Below are 13,472 nucleotides of genomic sequence, written 5' to 3'. Positions count from 1 at the left end.
GCGATGCTGACTTCGCAAGAAGCCGTCATTGCCTCAAAGTAAGAAATCATCATCCTGCTGTGTGGCGGGTATAACTGACCGAATTAAAAAAGAGTCGCCCTACTATGCAAGTAAGCGTACACAAAAGGAGAGTATACTTATATGGCTAATCTGAAAATAGATAAGATACTTAGCTTTTTAAGTACATCCACCTTTGCAATACCATTAACTCAACAAACTAATGATTATTTTCCATCCTTCTTATCTAAACAGTTAAATAAATACTTGACATATTATTCAAATTTTCTAAAACCGGTAATAGATGACGTACATGGGTACATTCAAAAAGACAAGGAAAATATAGTTTCATTTGAGAAACTTGATAAAATTATATCAGCTTTAAATGGAACAATTAAAGAATATTATTCTGGAAATGTTTATAGTGCAACGGGTCAATTCAACCTTATGTTAGAATCTCTTTTAATCAAGGAGGTAAGTTCACCACAGATAATTGAGAAAGAACACAATTTTTACAGAACTAGATTTGGGGGAGAAAAACATCTTACAAGGCCAGAGTTATTTCACAATCCTTTTGACAAAAGACACTTAGTAAATACGAACAGATATAGCATACCAGGCTTTCCAGCTCTTTATTTTGGCAGTTCAGTTTATGTATGCTGGGAAGAGTACAATAAGCCTGACATGAACAAATTATACTTTAGCAGATTCTCTAATGTTTGGAATCTGAAGGTAATTAAAATACAACGCTTAGCTGAATTTCTAGAAACACTTCCTTCTCAGAGTGAACCTGGCTATGGTAGCCCTGACCATCTAGATGAAATACTAAGGTACTTGGCTTTGTTTCCGCTTTTTATTGCCTGCTCCATCAAAACCAGCCAAATTACCGGCTCATTTAAACCAGAGTATATAATACCTCAGATGCTACTGCAATATATAGCAACAAGGAATATAGTAGATGGCATAATGTTTCCTTCAACTAAAGTAAACTATGCTTCTATAAAGGAAGTAAGGGCATACAATTATGTGTTCCCTGTAAAGGCTGTATCAGAGAAAGGTTACTGTTCAGAACTTATAAATATTTTTTCAATGACTGAACCTACGTCTCTAGAATCAGAAGCACTTATGAACTACTCAAGAAGTCACCAAATCCAATTAGGCAACAGTAATATTAATATTTACCCCCACATACCTGGCACGATTAGGTTAGTAGAGGGCGTAGATAGCTCTTATGCCACAACTGCTTTTGGGAGCCTGGAATTAATAATAAACAGCAGAAAATTATTTTCGTCTAGAGAATTTAATGATTAATACTTTCTTTCAAAGTATCATGATAACAAAAAATACTTTAAAATTTTTGCTATAAATAGAGGTGGCATTGAGGGATTTTACAGCGCGACTGTCTTGGCTCAACTGGGAAAAACTTATGGGTGCCGCCTGTGCGACCATTTTGAAATGATATGTGGCATTTCTACCGGCGGACTTATCGCCCTTGGTCTATCACTTGGTAAGCTTGCCAGCGACTTAGTTACATTATATAAAAAGGTGGCCGGAGCTAGTAAAAAAAGCCTAACTGCGTGTGCCCTAGCACCTATTTAAACGCAACTCTACCCAGCGGGCACAAAAAAAAGGTCGCGCCACCCGGCACGACCCTTTCCAAACCCGGACGCAGCGAGAATTCCCACCCAGCGCTGGTCCGTGGCTCCAACCCAAAGTTAATGCCGGAACAACAGTTCGCGGTACTTCACCAGGGGCCAGTCCTCATCCGCCACAAGCAGTTCGAGCTTGTCGGCGGCGCGGCGAATCACCGCAAATTTCTCTTTCACCGTGTCGCAGTAGGCCACGGCACGCTCGCGGGCGTCTTCCAGGCGGTTGGCCACTTTGCGGGCCTCCGTCATGGCATCGACCGTGCTCTTGATAGTAGACACGTAGCCCGAAATCGACTTAATCATTTCTACCGTTACCTGGCTGTTCTCGTCGTCGAGGCCCAGTTCGCGCAGGCCGCGCACGTTTTGAATCAGCTTGGTTTGGTATGCTACGGCCGTTGGGATAACATGGTTGACGGCGAGGTCACCGAGGACGCGGCTTTCAATCTGAATTTTCTTGATGTACTCATCGAGCAGAATCTCGTGGCGGGCGTGCAGCTCCGTTTCGGAGAAGATGCCGTGGCGGCTGAAGAGCTCGGCCGCGTCGTCGCGCACTAGCGCATCGAGAGCCTGGGGGGTGGTGGGCACGTTGGCCAGGCCGCGGCGGGCAGCCTCGTCGCGCCACTCGTCCGAGTAGCCGTTGCCTTCGAAGCGGATGTTCTTGGACGAGATAACGTACTCACGCAGCACGTCCACGATAGCCACTTCTTTCTTCTTGCCTTGGTTGATGAGCGCGTCGACCTGCTCTTTGAAGGCAATCAGTTGGTCCGCCACGATGGCGTTGAGCGTGGTCATGGCCGACGAGCAGTTGGCCGAGGAGCCCACGGCGCGTAGCTCGAACTTGTTGCCGGTGAAGGCAAAAGGTGAGGTGCGGTTGCGGTCGGTGTTGTCGAGCAGGATGGCCGGAATCTTATCGATGCCCAGCTTGAGGTAGATGTTGTCGCCCTTGTCGAGCGGCAGCTTGGCCGTGCGCTCGAGTTCGTCAAGCACACTATCGAGCATCGAGCCCAGGAACACGGACATGATGGCCGGCGGGGCTTCGTTGGCCCCGAGGCGGTGGTCGTTGCTGGCCGAGGCGATGCTGGCGCGCAGCAAGTCGCCGTAGCGGTGCACAGCCTTCACGGTCGTGATGAAGAAGGCCAGGAACTGCAGGTTTTCCTTGGGCCGGCGGCCGGGGGCGAGCAGGTTCACGCCCGTGTCCGTGCTCATGGCCCAGTTGTTATGTTTGCCCGAGCCGTTAACGCCAGCGAAAGGCTTCTCGTGCAGCAGCACCTTGAAGTTGTGCTTGAGGCCTACGCGGTCCATCACATCCATTAGGAGCTGGTTGTGGTCGATGGCCAAGTTAGCATCCTCGAAAGTGGGGGCGCACTCAAACTGGTTGGGTGCCACTTCGTTGTGGCGGGTGCGCAGCGGGATACCGAGGGCGTTGGCTTCTTCCTCAAACTCGAGCATGAAGGCGTGCACACGGGGCGGAATCGAGCCGAAGTAGTGGTCTTCGAGCTGCTGGCCTTTGGCCGAGGCGTGACCAAACAGGGTACGGCCGGTCATCACCAGGTCGGGGCGGGCGTCGAAAAGAGCCTTATCAACCAGGAAGTACTCCTGCTCGATACCGAGGGTCGTGTTGACGCGCTGCACATCTTTATCGAAGTACTGACACACATCCACGGCAGCTTTCTCGAGCACGGCCAGCGACTTGAGCAGCGGGGCCTTGTAGTCCAGCGCCTCGCCGGTGTAAGCCACGAAGATGGTGGGGATACACAGTGTCTTGGCGCCTACCGTTTCGATGATGAAGGCGGGCGAGGTGGGGTCCCAGGCCGTGTAGCCGCGGGCCTCAAACGTGTTGCGGATGCCGCCGTTGGGGAACGACGAGGCATCGGGCTCTTGCTGCACCAGGGCCGAGCCCTTGAAGTTCTCAATCGGGCGCCCGTCCGAGTTGAGGTCGAAGAACGAGTCGTGCTTCTCGGCCGTGGCCCCGGTCAGGGGCTGGAACCAGTGCGTGTAGTGGGTAGCCCCCTTGGCCATGGCCCACGTTTTCATGGCCGAAGCCACCGCGTCGGCCACCGAGCGCTCGACCGGCGTGCCATGCTTAATAGCGGCCTGTAGCTTCTTGAAATATTCGCCGGGCATATTTGCCCGCATTGCCTCCAAATTGAAGACGTTCTGCCCAAAAGAATCGGACCGACGGCCCTTCTCAGGCGTAACCGTCAGTGCCTGACGCTGGTCAACGAGTTCGAGGGCTTTGAAGCGTAAAATGGCCATGAAATTGAAGAATGGGTGTCAGTTTTCAGGGCAAAAGTACGCTTACTAAGCCAATTTTCTTGGCATTACCCTTAAAAAAGAACCTTTACCAAATTAATAAGGCTCATTTCTATGCGAAGTACTCTGAATGTCAAGCAAACGGCATTCAACCTTAAAGATGAAGTAAATTTTCACTTGACAGCCCATCAAATACAGCGCAGCTTCTCCCAAACCACTTCGCAGCGTTTTCTTCTATTTAAAGCAAGCGGCAGAAAGATTGGGGTGGCCATTCCTAGGTTATCACTTCCCATCTCTTGGTGGCCAAGCAGGTAGGCTACTGTGCATCGGAAACTTCTTTAAACGCGGCACGCTTGGTAAAGGCACTTAGGGCCGCCGCCCAATGGAGGCGCGGCCGTAACTTTGTCGGCTTATGAATCCTCAAACTGTTGCCTTTTATACGCTGGGCTGCAAGCTCAATTTCTCCGAAACGTCGGCCCTAGGGCGGCAATTCGAGGAGCGCGGCGTGCGCCGCGTCGAGTTTGAGCAGGGCGCCGACTTATACGTAGTAAATACCTGCTCTGTGACCGACCATGCCGACCGCAAGTGCCGGAAGGTGGTGCAGCAGGCCTTGAAATATAATCCGCAGGCCTTTGTAGCTATTGTGGGCTGCTACGCCCAGCTCAAGCCCCAAGAAATTGCGGAGATTCCGGGCGTAGGCGCCGTGCTGGGCGCGGCCGAGAAATTTCGGCTGGCCGAAATTCTAACCGAGCTCGAGACGGAAAGCTTGACATTAGCAGCAGGCGCACCGGGTCGGGTATTTGCCTCGCCTATTTCGGAGGCGACGGAGTTTCACCCGGCGCAGTCGCTGGGCGAACGCACCCGAACTTTTTTGAAGGTGCAGGATGGCTGCGACTACTCGTGCTCGTTTTGCACGATTCCGTTGGCGCGCGGGCACAGCCGCTCGGGTAGCGTGGCTTCGGTGGTCGAGCGCGTGGAAACGCTCGCGGCGCAGGGAGTAAAGGAAATCGTGCTAACGGGCGTCAACCTAGGAGATTTTGGCATACAGGGTCCCGAACGCGAGCGCGTCGAAAACTTCACGCAACTGGTGCAAGCGCTGGATGAGGTCGAGGGTATGCAGCGGTTCCGTATCAGCTCGTGCGAGCCCAATCTGCTCACCGACGAGATTATCCAGACCGTGGCAGCATCACGGCGCTTTATGCCGCACTTCCACCTGCCTTTGCAAAGCGGCTCGGATAAAATATTGGGCCTGATGCGCCGCCGCTACCGCCGCGCCCTTTACGCCGACCGCGTGGCCCGCATCAAGGAGCTAATGCCACACGCTGGTATTGGGGTCGATGTAATTGTGGGCTTTCCGGGCGAGACGGAGGCTGATTTTCTGGAGACTTATCATTTCCTGAACGAGCTGCCGGTAAGCTACCTGCACGTGTTTCCTTACTCGGAGCGGGCCAATACGCTGGCCCCAACCCTGAAAGGTCGCGTGCCTGAGCGCGTGCGCACCGAGCGCACCACCCAACTCCGCAGCTTATCGGAAAAAAAGAAACGCTTTTTCTACGAGCAGCACGCAGGTTTCGAAACCAATGTGCTGTTTGAGGACGATGTAACCGACGGCCGGGTGGAGGGCTACACGCCCAACTACATCCGGGTAGCTGCCAAATACGACCCGCTGCTGGTAGGCGAGGTGCGCCCCCTACGCCTCACGCAAGTAAATACCCTAGGGCTGATGGAGGCCGAGGAAGTCGGCATTCTTGTCTAAACCGCGGATTTGACGAATTAATGGGATTTTGTGGATGTAAAAAAGGCAGCTTACGAGCTGCCTTTTTTTGTTCGTCGCCTAGGTGTCTAGCATTCGGGTAAATGAAGTAAGCCGAGGAGTCATCCGCAAAATTCGTTAAATCTAGAGCTTAGGCGGGGCGGCGCAAGAGGTCTAGCATTTGCTGCATGAGTTGCTGTTGCTCTAGTAGGTGTTGATTGCGCTGCTCAGCCAGGGCTAGCTGGTGCTGCAAGTACTGGGCGTGCAAAGCGGCAGTAAGCGCCGCCGCATCAAGCGAAGCTACCGGAGCAGCCGGGGCTACTGCGCCCGGAGCCGGCAGAGGCGCTACAGGCGGAGGAGGCGAAGAGGAGGCACCTAGGGCCGGATTTGGGGCCACAGGCACCGGCTGGTGGGCTTGGTCAGCGCGGGCGGGGGCATCTGCAGCAGGAAGCGCTACTGGGGCAGCAGGCGGGGCTGACACATCGGCAAGCGCTGGGCGGGCGGCCGAAACTGCAAAAAGCGGCGCAGGAAAGCTTGGACTAGCAGAAGACTGGAGCAACACTGTAGCCTTAGCCAACACAGGCCCGGCGGCTTCTTCTGAAACTGCTGGCGGCTCAGGGCTCATAGCACCATCCAGCAGCATAGGCCCCTTACCTAACAGCAACCAATCCCTAGATACATTTGGGTATACTTCAAAAACCTTACACATAAGATCAAAACCCGGCTTATTACGCTCATCAACCAAATGTTGTATAACCGTAGCTGTTTTATCAAGCGACAGCGCAAAAGCATTTTTACTCATGCCCAACTGCTGGATAAGCTGCGAAAACCGCTGCCCGACGGAGGAAACTGCCATTATACCAAATGTTATTTTGCCACAAATGTAAAAGGCCGGCTGGAAAATATCCAGCCGGCCTTCACTAATCAGCCCGGCGCAGCCGGGCGTATCCGTTAAATCTTAAAAATCCGTTCGAATCTGCGGTCTATTCGTAGCGCAGGCTTTCGATGGGGTCGAGCGCCGCTGCTTTGCCAGCCGGGTAAGAGCCCGCAATCAGCCCTACCGACACGCAGATGGCCAGTCCCACGCCGACCCACAGCCACGGTACTAGGAAGGAGGAACTGCCTACTAGCAGCGCTACACCATTACCCATGGCAATGCCGAGCAGGATGCCAAGAGAGCCACCGAGCACGCAGATAACGATGGCCTCGAGCAGGAACTGCTGGCGCACCTGGCGCGAAGTAGCACCAAGGGCCTTGCGAATGCCGATTTCGCGGGTGCGCTCGGTTACTGATACTAGCATAATATTCATGAGCGCGATGCTGGCCCCGAGCAGCGTGATGAAGGCCACCAGCCCGCCGCCCATCTGCATCTTGCCAGCTAGCTCATCGAGGGTTTTGGAGGCGGAGTCCGAGCTTTCGACTTCGAAAGAGTCTTCCTGGCCCAGGCGGTCGTGGCGTACGGCGCGCATCACGCCGGTGGCCTGGTCTTGGAGGTAGCTTAAGCTTTGGGCGTTGGGAGTAGCCGTTTTTACGTCGTAGGTAAGGGCGCCCTGGCGGGGCAGTTGGTTGCCGGTTTCGAGGGGCACTAGCAGCAGGCGGTCGGCCCCGCCGCCGCCTGCGTTGCTGCCTTTTTTCTCAAACAGCCCCACTACCTGAAACCGCCGACCTAGCGCGTAGAGATACTGGCCAACGGGGCTCTGGCTGGGAAAAAGCTTGTCTTTAATTTCTTCGCCGATGACAACCACGTTGGCCCCGTTTTGCAGCTCGGCGGGCGAAAAGGTGCGGCCCTGGGCGAGTGCGTAGCTCTGGATGCGCAGGTAGTTTTCGTCGCCGGCCACTACTTCCATGTTGGGGTTGGTTTTCTCGCCGTTGGCTTTGGCTTCGGTGGCTCCGCTGATGCGCGCCGACACACCCACAATGGCGGCGGGCTCGCGCTGGGTCAGCTCCTTCTTATAGAGGCTGGCTTGCAGGTACGTGATGGCCGGGTACTGCTTGCCCTGCACGCCACCACGGCGCGAGCGGTTGGTGTAGCCCTTGGCTTTCATTTCAAAGGCATTGGCCCCGAGGCTGGCAAAGGTGTCACCTAGGGAGTGGCGCATGGCGTCGATGGCCGTGAGAATTCCCACCAGAGCCATAAGCCCGATGCTGACGATGAGGGCGGTGAGGATAGTGCGCAGCAGATTACCCTTGATGGAGCGCAGGGCTTCGCGGATGTTTTCGAGTAAACTCATCGCAGATTCGAACGGATTTTTAGGATTCAACTGATACGCCCGCCGGCGGCAGGCTGGCTAGGCGAGAAGTAGGGATGCGGGCAAGCAGGTAAGGTGGCTACTGCGGGGTGTCGCGTTGTTATGGCCCGGCGCCCGTACCTTGAACTACGGTAGCGGCGGGCTCGTTTGCCCAGCTGGTCTTCTGCCCTCAAAAGTATGTTTCTAAAACGTCTTGCCCTACTGCTGGCGCTGCTCGCCCCTACCCTGCCGGCGTTCGCCAACCATATTTTCATCCCGATGGACAATACACAGAAGGAGCACCTCAAGGCCTACGGCCTGTGCTACTGGGCGTTGAGCAAGCAGATAGAGGTCGATTGGCTACTCAATTATAAAGGGGGCGCGTTTGCGATGGAGGCACAGCCAGCGGTGGAAAGTGAGCTGGCGGTGCGCGGCATTTCGTTTCAGACTATTTCGGAGGCGCAGTACACCAGCATTTTATCGGAAATAGCTGACCCCAACGCCAATATGGACGTGATGAAGCTGGAGAAGGTGCCCAAAATAGCGGTGTACACGCCTAAGGGCAAGCAGCCCTGGGACGACGCCGTGACGATGGTACTCACCTACGCCGAAATTCCTTACGATAAGATTTATGACGACGAGGTGCTGAGCGGCGTGCTGCCCAAGTACGACTGGCTGCACCTGCACCACGAAGATTTTACGGGCGAGTACGGCAAGTTTTACCAAACCTACCGCTACGCGCCCTGGTACCAGCAGCAGCAGCGCGAGGCCGAAGCCGCCGCCAAGCGCAACGGCTTTGGCAAGGTGAGCCAGATGAAGGCCGCCGAAGCCGTGAAGATGCAGGAGTTTATTGCGGGCGGCGGTTTCATGTTTGCCATGTGCTCGGCCACCGACTCCTACGACATTGCGCTGGCCGGCCTAGGGGTCGATATGGTGGAAAGCATGTACGACGGCGACCCTGCCGACCCGGCGGCCCAGAGCAAGCTCAACTTCAACCGCACGCTGGCGTTTCAGAACTTTCAGCTGTACATGAACCCGATGCAGTACGAGTACTCCAACATCGACATGCAGCCCTATGAGCGCGGGCTATACGAGCAGAACGATTACTTCCAGCTCTTTACCTTCTCGGCCAAGTACGACCCCGTGCCGACCATGCTCACCCAAAACCACGAGAAGACCATCCACGGCTTTATGGGCCAGACCACGGCCTTCCGCAAAAGCCTCATCAAGCCCGACGTGGTGATAATGGGCGAAACCAAGCAAACCGGCGAGGTGCGCTACATGCACGGCTCGCTGGGCAAGGGCACCTGGACCTTCTACGGCGGCCACGACCCGGAAGACTACCAGCACATGGTGGGCGAAGAACCCACTGACCTGGCCCTGCACCCTACCTCGCCCGGCTATCGGCTCATTTTGAACAATGTGCTGTTTCCGGCCGCGAAAAAGAAGAAACTCAAGACCTAGGCGGCTCCGCGAGGCCGGCCTTTACCAGGCATTTGCTAACCCTGGCCACGCTTGGCCGGGGTTTTGCATTTAAGCCGGGTGCTGCGTAGCAACGGCACCTAGGGCTGTATCATTCCAGTACCTATTGGCGTTACTACCTAGGGTTACTTCTCGTTTCCTCCCTTCTTCCAGCTTCGATACTCTTAAATGGACGACCTCACCCAATCCAACTACGGCCTGTCGGCGCCGCCCGACATCGACTCCACGGCCGAAACCGATAATTCCCTACCGCGGGCCGTGCTGCGGCCGGGCACGCACTTTTTGCTCGATGGCACCTGGAAATTTGCGGTAGACCGTGACGACAGCGGCCTCATCGAAGAGTGGGAACAGGGCTACGACTACCGCCACACGGCCCAGTGGCCCGGCTCGATAGAAGAGCACATGGCCGCCGCCCACACCGAGGGCCCCACGGCCTGGCAAGACAAGATAGTGGCTTGGTACGAGCGCGAGTTTCCCCTACCCGAGGTATCAGCCACCCAAAACCGGACGCTGTTTCAGCTCACCTTTGGGGCCTGCGGCTACGAAACGCGGGTGTGGCTCAATGGGCACTTGCTCACTACTATCGAGGGCGAGTCGGTGCACTTCGGTGAATACACCTCGTTTACCTACGAGTTGCCTGAAGAGATGCTGCACCTCGTCAACCGCCTCACGGTGCGCATTGCCGACACCATGGACGCCGAAACTACGCGCGGCAAGCAGGAGTCGCACGTATATAAGCGCGGCGGCATCTGGTACCAGACCTACACCGGGGCCGTGCGCTCGGTATGGCTCGAAACCGTGGAGCGCAACCGCCTGCGCTCGCGGGTGGGCGTGGTGAGCACTATTGAAGACAACCTAGTGCGCTTCAACCTGACGCTGCGCATCCACGACGCGGCTGATTACACGGTGCGCCTGCAAATATTTGAGCCCGATGCCGCGCCGGGCGAGGCCCCGCTGGCCACGTCTGACTTTCCGATGCGGCTGGCGGCTGGGCAGCACCAGCAGCGTTTTTCGATGGAGGTACCCGGCGCCGAAGTGTGGTGCCCCGAAAACCCGCACCGCTACCGCCTAGTAGCCCAGCTCATCGACAACACCGGCTATGTGGCCCAGATTGAGGCACGCTTCGGCCTGCGCAAGATTGAGGCGCGCGGCCGTAAGGTGTACCTCAACAACGAGCCCATCTACCTCGACGGCATCTTGTACCAGCCCGGCACGGCCACCTTCGCCGAGATGCAGCGCCACATGCACGCCATGAAGGAGCTAGGCTGCAACCTGGTGCGCGTGCACATCGCGGGCATCGACCCCCGCATCTATAACCTAGCCGACGAGCTGGGGCTGCTTTTGTGGGTAGAAGTGCCCAGCCCGCACAGCAGCACCCCCCGCAGCCGCGAAAACCACCGCGCCGAGCTGCTACGCATGCTCTCGCTGATGGAAACGCACCCCAGCATCGTTATCTGGAGCCTCTACAACGAAGACTGGGGAGCCCAGGATATTGCCACCAACCCAGCCACCCAGCGCTACATCGTGCAGATGTACAACTTTATGCAGCTAGCGCACCCGCAGTTCTTGGTGATTGACAACGACGGCTGGCACCACATCTCGTACCAGGGCTCGCTCAAGTCGGACCTGCTCACAGCTCACCTCTATACCCCTGACCTAGGGCGCTGGCGCGAGCTGCTCGACCGCCTCATCCACGGCGAGATGGAGGGCACCGCCGCCTTCCCGCTGGTAGTGGGCGACCCCTACTTCTACCGCGGCCAGCGCCCGCTGCTGGTGAGCGAGTGGGGCGGCTTCGGCTTCCCCGACTACGGCGGCCCTGCCGACGCAGAGGCCCGCACCAACAGCATCCGCGCCTTCAAGCAGGAGCTGCGCAAACGCCCCATCGCGGGCGATGTGTACACCCAGGCCACCAACATCGAGGATGAGCGCAACGGCCTCATCGGCTTCCACTCGGGCGAGCTCGACGTGCCAGCTGGCCTGCTGCACTCCGAGCCGGGGCAGCCGGAATAATAACTGACACCTTTAGTAAAAAAGCCGTGGTATTTATCGCGGCTTTTTTATTGAATATCATTTATCTATTAACTGCAACTTCTTCTTTAGCAGTTTATAATTCTCACTATTAATATCAACTTTTAATTCAGCTAAGATTAGCTGAGCCTTCTTACTATCAATCTGACCATACACATCAAAAGCACTATGCAATAAGCTGTTAAAAACAACTTCATGACTACCTATATCCATAAGTAACGCTTTATAATAAACTTCTTTTAAGTCAAATGGTACAGGTCCAGCTATTTCTAATAGAAGCAATAAAGCTTTCTTAGTAGAACAGTTATTTACCAATCCTTGCCACGTTTCTCTTACAGTAGTTATATCCTCAAAAAAATCTACCCATAGAACGTAGCTAAGCGGGTCAGAGTAACAAGCTTCTGCTAATAGATACTGTATAAAACGTTTCCAAATAATTTCTTTATGCTCTACTAAATAGATTTCCCTATTACGAATCCCATGGTAGAACGGAACTAGGAAGTGATAATAACTCGAAAACATTTCAAAAGCTTAAAATCCTAAAGGAATCTTATGAGACACTTCCGTTTCCGAATACCAAATTTCATTTGATATATCATCGAGTAAATTCCATGTAGGCTGGAGGAGTCCTCGACTTACGCCTTTTACTCCAGAACCTACAGAAGATGCTTTGGCTTCAGTCGTGATTCGCTGAATATCTAATGCATTCAGATTATAGGCAGCAAGGATTTCATGGATGTCCTGCATAATTTATAAAATATGGTTAATTAGCACTTAAACACACAATTCTAAGTTCCTTATTGGTGTATTCTTTTATGATATCAATACTCGTAAAGATATTGAGCACATCCACATTTAGTGAAACCCCTACCCCGCCGCCCGGGTTATCTTTGCAACTTGCGCCCTAGGTGGTGCATTTGCCTTGTATGCCCGAACTAACGATAGAAGCCGTCCGCCACGCCCTGAGCTTCGTGGAAGAGCCCGACCTAGGGCAGGACTTGATTACGCTCAACATGGTGGAAGACATTGTGGTAGAAGGCCGTACGGTATCCTTCACCGTGGTGCTCACTACCCCAGCCTGCCCCCTCAAGCAGCTCATCCACGATGCCTGCGAGCGGGCCGTGCACACGATGGTGGACAAAGACGCCAACGTGGTGATTCAGATGACCTCGCGCGTGACCACCATGCGCAACAACAACACCATCTTGCCCGGCGTGAAGAATATCATCGCCATTGCCTCGGGCAAGGGCGGCGTGGGCAAAAGCACCGTAACCGCCAACCTGGCCGTGGCACTGGCCGCCAGCGGCGCCAAAGTTGGGCTGATTGACGCCGACATCTCGGGGCCGAGCATGCCTACGATGTTCGGCGTAGAAGATGCCCGGCCGCACGTGTTTCAGGACCAGCAGGGCAAAAACCGGATTCAGCCGGTGGTTCAATACGGCGTGAAGCTGATGAGCATCGGCTTCCTGGCCCCTAGCGAAAACGCCATTGTGTGGCGCGGCCCTATGGCTTCGTCGGCGCTCAAGCAGTTCATTACGGAAGTAGACTGGGGCGACCTCGACTACCTGCTGCTCGACCTGCCACCCGGCACGTCCGACATTCACCTCACCATGGTACAGACCGTGCCCGTAACTGGCGCGCTCGTCGTGACCACGCCGCAGCCGGTGGCGCTCCTAGATGCGCAGAAGGGCCTCCAGATGTTCCGCCAGCCGCAGATAAACGTGCCGGTGCTGGGCATTGTCGAGAATATGGCGTGGTTTACGCCCGCCGAGCTACCCAACAACAAGTACTACATCTTTGGTGAAGGCGGCGGCCAACGCCTGGCCGATAAGCACCAGGTGCCCCTCATTGGCCAGCTGCCGCTGGTACAAGCCGTGCGCGAAGCCGGCGACCAAGGCCGCCCCGCCGTGCTCGCCGACGTAACTTCGCCGGAAGCTGCCACGTTCCGAGAGCTAGCCGAAAGCCTAGCCCGCCAGGTCAGCATCCGCAACAACGTAGCCCCCAAGACGACTGTCGTTACAATGAACAATTAATTGAGGAGTAGTGCGCAGTGAGTTATTGGCCTAGACCAAGCCACTCACC

General features: G+C 55.1%; 11 protein-coding genes. 6 read left to right on the top strand and 5 right to left on the bottom strand.

The annotated features are described in order from the left end of the window. Positions 1-141: 141 nt before the first annotated feature. On the top strand, positions 142-1,308 hold the full coding sequence (locus JAO77_RS05210; protein WP_198989230.1) for a hypothetical protein: 1,167 nt from the start codon (positions 142-144) through the stop codon (positions 1,306-1,308). A gap of 42 nt (positions 1,309-1,350) precedes the next feature. Then, entirely contained in the window at positions 1,351-1,596 is a 246-nt protein-coding gene (locus tag JAO77_RS24470) for a patatin-like phospholipase family protein (protein ID WP_370549805.1), read from the top strand. A 116-nt stretch (positions 1,597-1,712) separates the two neighbouring features. On the opposite strand, the gene JAO77_RS05200 is transcribed toward JAO77_RS24470, so the two are convergent. Beyond that, a complete protein-coding gene (locus JAO77_RS05200) occupies positions 1,713-3,902 on the bottom strand; it encodes a glutamine synthetase III family protein (RefSeq protein ID WP_198989228.1) in 2,190 nt (729 codons plus the stop codon). Between the two features lie 409 nt (positions 3,903-4,311). Here JAO77_RS05200 and mtaB point away from each other — a divergent pair, with 409 nt between their 5' ends. Continuing rightward, positions 4,312-5,655 (top strand): tRNA (N(6)-L-threonylcarbamoyladenosine(37)-C(2))-methylthiotransferase MtaB, encoded by a 1,344-nt coding sequence (gene mtaB / locus JAO77_RS05195; RefSeq protein ID WP_198989227.1) that lies wholly within the window; start codon positions 4,312-4,314, stop codon positions 5,653-5,655. Between the two features lie 148 nt (positions 5,656-5,803). Here mtaB and JAO77_RS05190 read toward each other — a convergent pair whose 3' ends face one another. Both JAO77_RS05190 and JAO77_RS05185 read right to left on the bottom strand, forming a co-directional pair. Then, a complete protein-coding gene (locus JAO77_RS05190; RefSeq protein WP_198989226.1) occupies positions 5,804-6,211 on the bottom strand; it encodes a hypothetical protein in 408 nt (135 codons plus the stop codon). 424 nt (positions 6,212-6,635) lie between these two features. Next, on the bottom strand, positions 6,636-7,883 hold the full coding sequence (locus JAO77_RS05185) for an ABC transporter permease (protein ID WP_198989225.1): 1,248 nt from the start codon (positions 7,881-7,883) through the stop codon (positions 6,636-6,638). A 195-nt stretch (positions 7,884-8,078) separates the two neighbouring features. On the opposite strand from JAO77_RS05185, the gene JAO77_RS05180 reads away from it, so the two are divergent. Further along, a complete protein-coding gene (locus tag JAO77_RS05180; protein WP_198989224.1) occupies positions 8,079-9,344 on the top strand; it encodes an asparagine synthetase B in 1,266 nt (421 codons plus the stop codon). Between the two features lie 186 nt (positions 9,345-9,530). Then, positions 9,531-11,372 carry a glycoside hydrolase family 2 protein gene (locus tag JAO77_RS05175; RefSeq protein ID WP_198989223.1) on the top strand — a complete coding sequence of 614 codons (1,842 nt, stop codon included), beginning with the start codon at positions 9,531-9,533 and terminating at the stop codon, positions 11,370-11,372. A 57-nt stretch (positions 11,373-11,429) separates the two neighbouring features. On the opposite strand, the gene JAO77_RS05170 is transcribed toward JAO77_RS05175, so the two are convergent. Together JAO77_RS05170 and JAO77_RS05165 are read right to left on the bottom strand one after the other, a co-directional pair. Continuing rightward, positions 11,430-11,912 (bottom strand): hypothetical protein, encoded by a 483-nt coding sequence (locus JAO77_RS05170; RefSeq protein ID WP_198989222.1) that lies wholly within the window; start codon positions 11,910-11,912, stop codon positions 11,430-11,432. A gap of 9 nt (positions 11,913-11,921) precedes the next feature. Further along, positions 11,922-12,137: a DUF2471 family protein gene (locus JAO77_RS05165; protein WP_198989221.1), complete on the bottom strand. Its 216-nt coding sequence runs from the start codon at positions 12,135-12,137 to the stop codon at positions 11,922-11,924. 179 nt (positions 12,138-12,316) lie between these two features. Here JAO77_RS05165 and JAO77_RS05160 point away from each other — a divergent pair, with 179 nt between their 5' ends. Further along, entirely contained in the window at positions 12,317-13,423 is a 1,107-nt protein-coding gene (locus JAO77_RS05160; RefSeq protein WP_198989220.1) for an Mrp/NBP35 family ATP-binding protein, read from the top strand. Positions 13,424-13,472 lie beyond the last annotated feature (49 nt).

It is taken from the genome of Hymenobacter sp. BT559 (assembly GCF_016427535.1).
Classification (GTDB): Bacteria; Bacteroidota; Bacteroidia; order Cytophagales; family Hymenobacteraceae; genus Hymenobacter.
The sequence above is the reverse complement of the archived record's forward strand: the minus strand, read 5'-3'. Positions and strand labels throughout refer to the sequence as shown.

Bases quoted from the DNA above. Each gene is read 5' to 3' on its own strand.
- mtaB (WP_198989227.1), top strand. From the start codon at position 4,312: ATGAATCCTCAAACTGTTGCCTTTTATACGCTGGGCTGCAAGCTCAAT.
- JAO77_RS05170 (WP_198989222.1), bottom strand. From the start codon at position 11,912: ATGTTTTCGAGTTATTATCACTTCCTAGTTCCGTTCTACCATGGGATT.
- JAO77_RS05200 (WP_198989228.1), bottom strand. From the start codon at position 3,902: ATGGCCATTTTACGCTTCAAAGCCCTCGAACTCGTTGACCAGCGTCAG.
- JAO77_RS05210 (WP_198989230.1), top strand. From the start codon at position 142: ATGGCTAATCTGAAAATAGATAAGATACTTAGCTTTTTAAGTACATCC.
- JAO77_RS05185 (WP_198989225.1), bottom strand. From the start codon at position 7,883: ATGAGTTTACTCGAAAACATCCGCGAAGCCCTGCGCTCCATCAAGGGT.
- JAO77_RS05180 (WP_198989224.1), top strand. From the start codon at position 8,079: ATGTTTCTAAAACGTCTTGCCCTACTGCTGGCGCTGCTCGCCCCTACC.
- JAO77_RS05160 (WP_198989220.1), top strand. From the start codon at position 12,317: ATGCCCGAACTAACGATAGAAGCCGTCCGCCACGCCCTGAGCTTCGTG.
- JAO77_RS05165 (WP_198989221.1), bottom strand. From the start codon at position 12,137: ATGCAGGACATCCATGAAATCCTTGCTGCCTATAATCTGAATGCATTA.
- JAO77_RS05175 (WP_198989223.1), top strand. From the start codon at position 9,531: ATGGACGACCTCACCCAATCCAACTACGGCCTGTCGGCGCCGCCCGAC.